At 37.2% G+C, this 8,440-nt stretch carries 5 protein-coding genes and 3 tRNA genes; 2 read left to right on the top strand and 6 right to left on the bottom strand.

Features of this window, described 5'->3' with window-relative positions; translation table 11 throughout:
* Position 1 precedes the first annotated feature (1 nt).
* The 3 genes from I6F53_RS04965 to I6F53_RS04975 form a co-directional block, all read right to left on the bottom strand.
* Entirely contained in the window at positions 2-2,227 is a 2,226-nt protein-coding gene (locus tag I6F53_RS04965; RefSeq protein ID WP_197238723.1) for a heparinase II/III domain-containing protein, read from the bottom strand.
* A 5-nt stretch (positions 2,228-2,232) separates the two neighbouring features.
* Positions 2,233-4,491, bottom strand: coding sequence for a polysaccharide lyase 6 family protein (locus I6F53_RS04970; protein WP_197238724.1), 2,259 nt, complete (start codon positions 4,489-4,491; stop codon positions 2,233-2,235).
* Positions 4,492-4,639: 148 nt separating this feature from the next.
* Positions 4,640-5,518: an NAD(P)-dependent oxidoreductase gene (locus I6F53_RS04975; RefSeq protein ID WP_007585320.1), complete on the bottom strand. Its 879-nt coding sequence runs from the start codon at positions 5,516-5,518 to the stop codon at positions 4,640-4,642.
* A 646-nt stretch (positions 5,519-6,164) separates the two neighbouring features.
* Here I6F53_RS04975 and gloA point away from each other — a divergent pair.
* The gene (gene gloA / locus I6F53_RS04980; protein ID WP_197238725.1) at positions 6,165-6,566 is read left to right on the top strand and encodes a lactoylglutathione lyase; all 402 of its coding nucleotides are present in this window, start codon (positions 6,165-6,167) and stop codon (positions 6,564-6,566) included.
* 55 nt (positions 6,567-6,621) lie between these two features.
* Here gloA and I6F53_RS04985 read toward each other — a convergent pair whose 3' ends face one another.
* The 3 genes from I6F53_RS04985 to I6F53_RS04995 form a co-directional block, all read right to left on the bottom strand.
* On the bottom strand, positions 6,622-6,888 hold the full coding sequence (locus I6F53_RS04985; RefSeq protein ID WP_197238727.1) for a DksA/TraR family C4-type zinc finger protein: 267 nt from the start codon (positions 6,886-6,888) through the stop codon (positions 6,622-6,624).
* 322 nt (positions 6,889-7,210) lie between these two features.
* Positions 7,211-7,286, bottom strand: a tRNA-Glu gene (locus I6F53_RS04990).
* A 37-nt stretch (positions 7,287-7,323) separates the two neighbouring features.
* Positions 7,324-7,399: transfer RNA gene (locus I6F53_RS04995), tRNA-Ala, on the bottom strand.
* Positions 7,400-8,364: 965 nt separating this feature from the next.
* Here I6F53_RS04995 and I6F53_RS05000 point away from each other — a divergent pair.
* A tRNA-Val gene (locus tag I6F53_RS05000) sits at positions 8,365-8,440 on the top strand.

Genomic DNA, 8,440 nt, shown 5'->3' on the forward strand with positions numbered 1-8,440 from the left:
TTTACTCCTGATTATTGTTCATCATATAAATGCCTAATCGGCCATTTAAAGTGAACTCTTTATTTTGATAATTGAATGTGTGTTTGCCAGGCTTAGCTGATTCAGCAACTTTGTTAATAGCCACTAAATACGAATTGCCTTTAATATCAAGTTCAACAAGTGTTAAATCGCCCTGCTGACTATATTCAAGCTTTGTAACTCTACTAACAGCTTCTAACGTATATTCTTTACTTGGATTGTATTCACCGTGAGGCTCTAATACTGATATAAATTTATGATTTTTTTGACCCTCAACACGACGAATAAAACCGTTTTCGTTGCGTAAATTAAAATCTGGGTCATTTGCGCCTATTTGAGTAAATAAGAAAGACTCATCACCTTCAACCAAACTCGTTTGCGTATAAAATCGGCCGTTTTCGTTCAGCCACGTTACTTTAGCTAAACCACTTTGAGGTTGCGCTTGAGCTTTAAGCCATAGATGCTGGTAACCATTTTTAGTACCTAATGCAGCGAGTTGTGTTGTATTTGCTTTTAACTCAAAGCTGGTATCTATAAGCTGACCTTTATAATGCAAAGGCAAATCAAGTTGGTGTGCTTTATTTGCAGCAACATCAAATATATCAAGTGCAACGGTGCTTTGTAGTTCAGGTAAGTTAATAAGTGCAAGCGTACGCTCAAGATCAACGCCCTTATAAGCTGTGCTTATTTCGCCGCTTGAAACCGTGCCGTATTTATTTGTTTCGAAAAAGTTAAGTGAAGGGTAATTACTATTTCCTACTTCAACATTTGCATTAAAATGCGTTGTTTCGTCAACCACTACCGTATTGTGCGCAACAGTGTGTTTAGCGTAAGTTTCGTTTTCAGGTAAATAACGACCGCCGTATTTAGCTTCTACATTTAAAAAACGTGCTGCGCCATAATCAGATACAATTTCATTACCGTGGTCGTAAAATTGCCATGTTAGTTTATCAAAATGACCATGGCCCAAGCCTTGTGCAGCAGGTTTAAATAGTAGAGCTTGATCGCCACCTACCTGCGTTCTCATTACAACTAGAGCACCTTGCTTTCCGTCATTACCATCACCGAAGGCAACAGATTTAAACGAATAAGGTTTTGCCATGTTGTTATCAAGTGCTTGAGCTACTTTTAGCCCATCACCAGAGAGAATTATTTGGTCTTGTTGCTTAGCAATATCTAAATAACCTGCATCGTTGGTTAAGCCATACGCTGCCGTTACCCCATTTACTAACTCAATGGTATCGATACCTTTACTTTTTATTGCATCGTTAATTGGGAAAAACAAACCGTTGTAGCTAAGTTGAATCGTCGTATCAATCGCTTTTAATAATATGCCATCGCGATATTCAAATATTTTTCGTTGTGGTTCGTTGTTTTCAATCGCTTTAGCAAACGTTACAAAAGGTAGTAGTGCAAAGCGTTGATAGTAAGGGCCTTCGTTATAGTAACCTTGTGGTGAAAACAGCATTTCTAGCTGCTTAATAAAGCCACCCTTACCCGACTTTTCTAAATCGTATAATGATTTTTCTACCCACTCAGGTTCGCCTAATACATACCCTGCCATGCCAACACCCGCTGTTGCCCATGTTCCATGATTATGTACTTTATTAAATGTAGACGGTTGTCCTACAGATGTGAACAACGAAACAGGACGTAGTAAGTCATTTTCGATTGTTTTAATGTTATTGGCATTTAACGAGTCATGAATTAGATCATAAGCTTGTATTGTGTACACAAGCCACATTGCTTCATTTAGGCTTTGCCAAAAAAACTTACCTGGATTTTGCGAGTCCATTTTACGTTTTGGATGCAGACCAAGCGTTGGGTATAATTTTGCGTACTCAAGCAACATATCACGTACATAGTTTGCATATTTATCATCTTGGCTTAATTGATAAATAATGCCCGCGTTGTACATAAGTTGGTAATTTTTCTTATGACGCTCATGTGTATAACCACCACCGCCATCTTTTGGAACTGGTACAGTTATAGGTTGAGCAATTTGCCCATCAACTTGCGCTTTTAGCGATTCAAACGCAGTAGCAAACTTTGTGCTGCCGTTGCTACCAATTGCTTGGCGCATTTGCTTAACATCATCAGTGGTAATCACTAAGTTTGGGTGCGCTGCATGCGCACCCAATGATGTAAGTAATGTAAGTGCAGCTACAGCAGCTATTTTAAAACGTGTTTGGCATTTTAATAAGTACATAGTATTTACCCTGCCTTATTTAAAATGTTGTTGTTTTTTAATACTGCCGTGTGTGGGCCTTTTACTCTTAGCTCTTTAACGCTTGGTGCTTTAGTTGCATCAAATATATTGTCTGAGATTTCAGTTTTAGGCTCGCCTACTGTGTGCTCTACAACAATAGGAGCAGATTTAACAAATTTATTTTCTTTAATATTAGTAACCTGAACACCGTGAACATAAATGCTCGCTTGCTCTTTGTTACGCTTACCAAGGCCAACGTTATTAAGCGTGTTATTTGTCATTTCAAAATGAGGGCCAAATGTACTTTCATCAGTGCCACCACGGTAAAGCTTAAGTACACCGCCTTCTACATTATTAAATGTATTATTATTTACAATAACGTATTCCGCGTTATAAACACCTAAGTCTTCAATTTCGGTGTTTAGGCGTAAAATGTCACCGGTTACTGTATTAAAGGTATTACCTGTAACAATAATTTCATCAGCCATTGCACCTTTACCCGTAATAAAGAAATGGAATGAATGATTAATATCTAAAGCATTTAACTCTGAGTCGGTCATTACAAAGCGGTAATTATCAACCATACCCCATTTTTGCGTACGAACAATGCTGTTACCTATTGCATCTGGCGCGTTTTCACCTGAAATTGATAAACCATCTAGTTTTAAGCTGCCGCCATCATGTATTTCAAACAAGGTAGAGCGTTGAAAAGTAAGTTTAGACTTTGTGCTCTGCTTCGCTTTAATTGTCAGTGTTTTATCAATTTTAACCAGTTTAGAAACATCATACTGGCCAGGCGCTAGTTCTAGAATATCGCCCGACTCTGCATTATCAATAGCGTCTAGTAATGCACTTACATCAGCTTTAACAGAATGTGTCTTACCAGAATCAAAATCAACTAAAGCAGGTACTTTTGCATACCAGCTAACACCGGTATCTTCTTTTTTAAGTACTTTTAAATCGCGCTTTGCACCTACATTTAAACTTTTAGATGTTGGATAAAGTAGACCATTACTTGCTTTTTTAAGTGTGATTTTTTCTTTTTTTACACCGTACGTTAGCTCAGAAAGTACTTTTGTATCAGCAATGTTGTTACTTAGTACCAGCCCGCTTACATCATCAAATGTTGTAAATGGCTGTTCACCATCTTGATTTATGATTAAGTTGTTTTTCATTACGCTATCTTTAGGTGCAGCGCTACGCTCAGCATCGCTACCTGCGGCAAGTTGAATATGACGCACATTTATAAATGTGTTGTTTTCAATTGTCGCATTTTCAACTTGGTGATAACGATTTATAGATGAATTTGGTACGCCGTTCATCACAGTAAAACCACTGCCAAAACGGTACCCCGTTAGACCTTGTAGGTAGTTATTTCTTACAATTTGGTCTTTATTGATAACGCGAATACCACCGGTATGGTCAACACCATTACCAATAAATATATTTTCTTCTATAAGGTTACCGTTACCGTGGCGCAGCGTTAATGTACCGCGCGCTTCATAAAACACGTTATTACGAAGGATGTTTTTGCCTGACTTAACCGACACAATTTCTACTTCACCATTGGTGCGTTCAAAATAGTTATTTTCTACCAATGTATGCGAATCAGTTAATGAGTAATGACTAGTACCAATACGAAGAGTTTCACCACCGTTCGAACCAAAAGTAGGACGGTAGCCAAAATAGTTATTATCTATGCGGTGATAGTTTTTCTGACTTGCTTGAGTGTTTAAACGAACAGCAACTGTCACGCCTTTATTTCGTTTGCCAACTAAATGACTATGATCAAAGCGGTTATGTTGTCCATATAATGCAACCCAATAATCAGACTCTCGTTTGTCTGGATTACTGTAATTATCAATTACAATTTCTGTTACTCGTGAATTGTAGGCTAATTCATTTTTATTTTTACGAAATTCTATTACAGCTGAGCTCGGTGTGTAGCCGTCTTTAAATACTAAACCAGAGGCTTCAAGGTATTTACCTGCAAGTCTTAGGTTAGATTGACCCGATAAAATTACTTTACCGTTAGTTTCAGCGGTCAATAAAATAGGAGCGTTTTTTGTACCTTGGCCTTCAAGTAGGATTTCGAAGTCAGACCAAGTACCATTTTTGAGGATTATTTTATCGCCAGCAACTAAGTTAGACGAAATATTAAGGAAAGCTTGTTTATCATCTACAAAATAATCTTTGGCCGCTATTTGTGTGGATATGCAACCGATGAGAACTAGACTAAGCTTTATTGTGTTAATCAAACGCATAGTTAACTCTTTTTCGTTGTGACTGAAAGTAGTGCTTCATCAGAATTTAAAAAAGCTGACATTGCACAAAGACTTTAGTCAATTGGTGTCATGTGTGTTAAAGCGCCTTAAGCTAAAAGCCTAAAGCGCTCAATAAGGTCGAGAAGTATTACTTTTCTAACTTTTTGAAGTAATCAAAAATTTCAGGAACGTTACCTTGACCCATACCAGCGTCAAACGCTGCTTGTAGGTTAGCTGATGAACCTTCAGCGATTTTTGATTCAGTACCTAGGTCTTCTACCATTTGTAGGAAGTAGCCTAAATCTTTGTTTGCATTAGCAATCGAGAAACCGAGGTCACTAACATTATCAACTGCATAGTTTTTACAAAATTGCATAAACGGTGAGTTAGATGGACCAGTCGACATAATGTCGAAAAGTTGTTGACGGTCAACACCAGCAAGCTCTGCAACTGCAAATGCTTGTGACATAGCACATACTGTAGTCATGCCCATGAAGTTGTTGATAAGTTTAGTTGTGTGACCTGCACCAAGTTCGCCAAGATGGAAAACGTTTTCACCTTGATCCTCTAGTACTGGTTTAACTTTATTGAATGTATCAATATCGCCTGCAGCCATTATGTTTAAAAGGCCGTCTTTAGCATGTGCTGGTGTACGACCAAGAGGAGCATCAATCATGCCTGCGCCTTTAGCTGCTAAATCAGCACCAATTTTTTTAGTAGATGATGGGATAGAAGTACCAAAATCAACTAGTACTGCACCTTCTTTAATACCCGCTAGGATACCGTCTTCTGCATAAATGATTTTTTCTACAACTGCAGAAGTTGTAAGACAAAACATAACAATATCTGAACCTTCAGCTAGCTCTTTAGCAGTGCTTGCTGTTTTTGCGCCTCTAGCAACACATGCTGCAACCGCATCTTTGCTAAGGTCCATAACAATTAGCTCATAGCCTTTGTTTTGTAAATTTTCGGCCATATTGCCGCCCATTAAGCCTAAGCCGATGAAACCGATGACAGGTTTTGACATGAATAACTCCTAAATATGTGGCGCATACTTTTATAAGAACAAGTAAAATCTACTCTAAAATACGCTGTGTCTTTGTTTCAATTTGTAGAGTAACTTTAAGCTTGAGTTATTTATAAATTAACCTGTGCAAAACGTAACTCTGATTAATTACCAATACATTGTATTCACTCAAACCAAGCAACTTACCAATTGGTATGCAAAAACTGTATTACCATACGCCTTTTTTGTCAACCAATAAGTTAACCAAGTAAATCCCATACTTTTACAAATTACATACAAATAAATTTAATATCAATTAAAAACAAATAGTTAGGAACAGAAAACCCAATCAGACATAGGTTAAATTTTGTTGAACAATCAGTAACTTTTTTTATACTAATAGGTTGACCAATAATTGAGTGTTCTTTATTTAAATATCCAAAATTCAATAAAATGGTTCATTAATTGGTAATTTACAATTGATGTTATTGGTAAAATTATAAAGCTCATATTCAAACTGCTTTCAACTCCCCTCACATTAAGGTTGTGATTTATATGCAATGCCTACATATATGGCTAATACATATAAAAACTATAGAATGCGCTTAATAATAGCGCTTAGTTAAAAACATACTGAACTTTGAAAAATCACTAAAGGAACTGAAAAATGCGTTTATTACATACTATGCTGCGTGTAGCTGATTTAGATAAATCAATTGCTTTTTATACTGAAGTATTAGGTATGAAAGAGTTGCGACGCGCAGACAATGACGAGTATCGATATACATTGGCTTTTATTGGGTATGGAGATGAGAAGGACACGACAGTACTAGAATTGACTTATAACTGGGATGAGGATAGCTACGATCTTGGTAATGCTTATGGCCATATAGCCATTGAATTTGATGATATTTACAAAGCCTGTGCTGATATTAAAGCAGCCGGTGGTAATGTTAGTCGTGAACCTGGGCCTGTAAAGGGCGGTACTACTGAAATTGCTTTTGTAAAAGATCCTGACGGTTATTCAATAGAACTGATTCAGAAAAAAGAAGATATGAGTAACTTTTAAGTTATGTAAGTTATAGGTGCTAGTTTAAATTAAAAAAGGTGCTTTGTAGCACCTTTTAACGCAACTGACTGTCTTTGCTGCCACGTCTATTAAACGATTTAGCGCTAGCACCATTACCTTCTATTGCAGCTTGGCATGCAACACAGTAGCGCACTCCTGGTAACGCGAGCTTTCGTGCTTGTGGGATTTTCTCATCACACTCGTCACATAGCTCTGCACTTGCACCTGATATTAAATTGCTTCTCGCATATTGTACGGCGTCGTTAACACTCGCATCAATTTGATCTTGAATTGCACCGTCTCTAGCCCATCCACTTGCCATAAATCCTCCTAATAAAGTTGGATGTTTAAATTTATGCTACCAAATCGAATCTTTATAAGTACTGAATATTTTTGGATTTTTGGATTTTTGGATTTTTGGATTTTTGGATTTTTGGATTTTTGGATTTTTGGATTTTTGGATTTTTGGATTTTTGGATTTTTGGATTTTTGGATTTTTGGATTTTTGGATTTCATCTTAATAACACTGCACTTCCCTATTAAAATAAGTAAGTGGCGTCCCCAAGAGATTAGTACTCTTGATAACGTCGTGCATAGAGAGTGCGGTGTCACACTGCTTTACACAATACTTAAAATAAGTAANGTGGCGTCCCCAAGGGGATTCGAACCCCTGTTACCGCCGTGAAAGGGCGGTGTCCTAGGCCTCTAGACGATGGGGACACAGAAAACTGCTACCCTAGGACAAAACACTAATTTTTGGTGGAGCCATGCGGGATCGAACCGCAGACCTCTTCACTGCCAGCGAAGCGCTCTCCCAGCTGAGCTATGGCCCCAACTTAATCAATACCCGTTGTGATAAACACATCGTGTATCGCTTAGTGCGGGGCGCATTCTATGCACCACCCAAAATAAAGTCAACAGTTTTTTACCTAGCTTTATTTAAATGGTTTAATTTTCAACAAACTGGCTATCAAGCGTGCTAAAAAATACAATTTGAATAAGATTCTAGCCCTACTGCTTATAATTACATCACTATTTTGCAGCGAATACTCAATCACGCCCTACTCTCCCTAATTGATGCAACAAAGTTGTATCAAAGAAAAGGTATACATTTATATGCAAATTGAACTTATTTAAAAAACTACCGAGTTAGGCCTTACTAATCATCTTAATCTTTTAACCGGTTGCAAAACAACAGGGCTTAAATATAAATCTGTAAGTATCGTCATCTTCACTCTATTACTAGATAAGTTTAATTTAGAAATGCTCGCTTATTTTTGAATAGAGGATTTTGAATAGAGGAACTACGGCGCCTTATGATTCTGCGTACAGGATAGTAATGATATCTGATCTATCCAGTTTTAAATCGAAGGCTATTACTGAAGAATGCATCTTTACGAGTTAGCTAGGGCTGGCTTGTGAAATAAAGTAAGTATAAAAAGAGAGTTAAAGTGCTATTAATTCACTCACTTTGAGAAATTTAGATTAATTTTATTCTAAGGTCCTGCCCTATTAACTAAATAACTAATCCTAATATTAATCCATTTTGTCCATAGCAATGAAAAGTGATACCAAATAAAAAGACAATGAGCTACGTACTATTACAACTCCCTACTCACTTTTAGGTGCTTATTTGAACTGCAATCTTAAATTTGACGATAAAATATACTTCAACTGTATCCTATTGTTTATAAAACCTTCACTCAGTACATTTTTATCATTCAAGTGTTGACACATTTCCAACTCTATCTATAATAGCGCCCCACAACAACGCAGCAATGTGATGTTGTTTAGATGTGGGTGATTAGCTCAGTTGGGAGAGCATCGCCCTTACAAGGCGAGGGTCACTGGTTCAAGTCCAGTATCACCCACCA

It is taken from the genome of Pseudoalteromonas sp. SWN29 (assembly GCF_015864465.1).
In the GTDB taxonomy this organism is placed as follows: domain Bacteria; phylum Pseudomonadota; class Gammaproteobacteria; order Enterobacterales; family Alteromonadaceae; genus Pseudoalteromonas.